We start from the raw sequence: 2129 nt of genomic DNA, 5'->3' as shown, positions 1-2129 counted from the left end.
GTATTGCGTCAGCGCATCATCGTGGTTTTCCTCCTGCTGCTTATTCGTTACCCGGTGATAAAACCCGTTATCGATATACAACTGATGGGCTTTTTGTTCAAAGGCGGGCTTGCGCAGCGTAATGGAAACGGTATCACGCTCGCAGGCCGGAGGAATAATCACCTGAACGCGCTCACCGGATCCGAGTGTGGCAGAAAGGATCGGTGACACATCATCAATATTGTCCTCGTGCCAGGCGGCCAGCGCGTTGGCAAAGGCATAACACTGGCGCAGGGTGATGGCGGCAGCGTGCCTTTGCCATGCTCCGTATATTTTGGTGTGGATCTCGCCCGGTCGGTTAATGGCGATTTCAGTCAGTCCTTCAATCGGCAGTAGATCACCGAACAGTTGCTGTTTCATGAAATCCAGCGACAGGTTTTCAGTGCCCATATCTCCTCGCTTTCAGCCGTAACTGATAGAGGGATGAAAAATCAATATCCGCCCCGGTCATGATGCCGATGATGTCCCCCTGATTCAGGTAGAGCGTCGGAGGGATGTTGATGCTGTTCTCCAGCGTGATTTTTGCCATTTCAGCCGTGGCGGCACGGGTGTTTTCGGTGTAGTCGGTATGGCGGTCTTTGCCCGGCGCTGCGCCTGCCGCTGCGGCGGCCACATCCTGCACCGTGCTCAGCATCAGCGCATTGCCAAACCGTTGCCAGAAATGGCTGTCGATCCGGCCCGTGATACCGGCTTCGCCCAGTTGGCCGGTGACCTCGGTATCGGTCAGCGGTATTTGCAGGCTGCCGGGCTCCGGCGTGCGCAATTCAGTCCAGATAACAAACATCCGGCTGCGCCCGTGCTGCAATGCGCCGGTGCGATAGATCCCCCGCGCCAGCGTGCCTGCCGGGATCAGCCTGACGTGGTTGCTGGCGCTGTAGACGTCCTCGCCGATCAGGCAGGAGATCCTGCCGCCCACCTCGGAAACGAAACGTCGCATCATCGAACAAGGGATATAGCGATCAACCGGAATATACAGATCAGGATCGAGTCCCAGTCGCCTGACATGGGTGATAGAGGCTAAAGTCGCGCTGCTATGGGTACTGTCTGGGGGCGACGCGTCCTGTTCATTGGGGTATGGCTGCTCTTCTTTGCCCTTAACCAATGTCACTGAGGGGACGGTCGAGCTGCGCTCTGAGGGGGCAGTGGTTGTACCGGCGCTGGCCACGCCCCCCCGCCTTATTTAACCTTGGTAGCTCTGGGGGCAACGTGGCGGCAGATTGGTTGGCCGACGCTGTGACGGATGGCGGTGTCTGTTGTCCGAAAGGGTTGCTGTCCATACCCAGACCACGGCGCGCATGTGCTGACGCAATCCCTGAGGGGGGCGTACTTCCCGCCTCTTTCTTACCACCGGTTTTCAGCGTACCAAAAAAGCGACTGCCGCCCAGCGACAGCGCTATCGATAAGGCCAGGCTCAGCAGAATGACAATCAGTGTGCGATGCCCGGAGGGCTTGCGAAAACGGGCCACTTCAGGCTGGTTGGGGTCATGTCGCTGCTCTTGCGTATGTGGGGTCCTCTCGGCACGCAGGCGTGTGCGGGCTTCTGCTTCCCTCTCAGCAGTGGTTTTCCCAGTGTCGGTCGAAGGCGTATCGGTCATTTGGCCTCCAGTTCGACGTCTGGCGACACGGTGTCACCCCTGGTCAACGGCCTTTTGCCAAAGGCGCTGTTTTCAATGCCGACCACGGCGTGCCCGTAGCGCAACACCAGTTGCGGCGAAAGGGCACGTAGCGTCAGCACGGTGTAGCGGCCTTGCTGCATCACCCCGGGCGTGACAACCTGCTCCTGACCGTTAACCACCAGAAAAGGTGCAGGCAGGGTTTTCGACGGTGAAAAGCCGAGATAGGTAAAACGACCATCGTCATAGGCGAAGTCAGGTGCGATAAAGGCGGCGTGTGCGGCTACCCGTTTGGTGTAATCCCAGTTGCGCGCTGTGCCCGACCGGCTGAATGCGGCCGCGATACGCTGTTTTTCTTCCTGCTCGGTTTTTTGCTGCGTTGAGCTGGCCGCCGTTTGCAGAGCATTATCCGGGTAGTGATAGCGGATAACGAACGCCAGCGTGGGCGTATCCTGATCCAATACCCTTAGCTTCATC

1 protein-coding gene and 2 pseudogenes are annotated in these 2129 nt (G+C 58.3%); all 3 read right to left on the bottom strand.

Annotation, left to right across the window (positions count from 1 at the left end):
* Positions 1-429, bottom strand: a pseudogene (locus J5224_RS25420) (ATPase, T2SS/T4P/T4SS family); the annotation flags it as partial.
* Positions 419-1634, bottom strand: a pseudogene (virB10, locus tag J5224_RS35615) (VirB10/TraB/TrbI family type IV secretion system protein). The pseudogenes virB10 and J5224_RS25420, both read right to left, overlap by 11 nt.
* Positions 1631-2129: TrbG/VirB9 family P-type conjugative transfer protein (locus tag J5224_RS25405; RefSeq protein ID WP_264627980.1), on the bottom strand; the 499-nt coding region annotated here is incomplete at its 5' end. The pseudogene virB10 and the gene J5224_RS25405, both read right to left, overlap by 4 nt.

Source organism: Candidatus Symbiopectobacterium sp. NZEC135 (assembly GCF_025962695.1).
The sequence above is the reverse complement of the archived record's forward strand: the minus strand, read 5'-3'. Positions and strand labels throughout refer to the sequence as shown.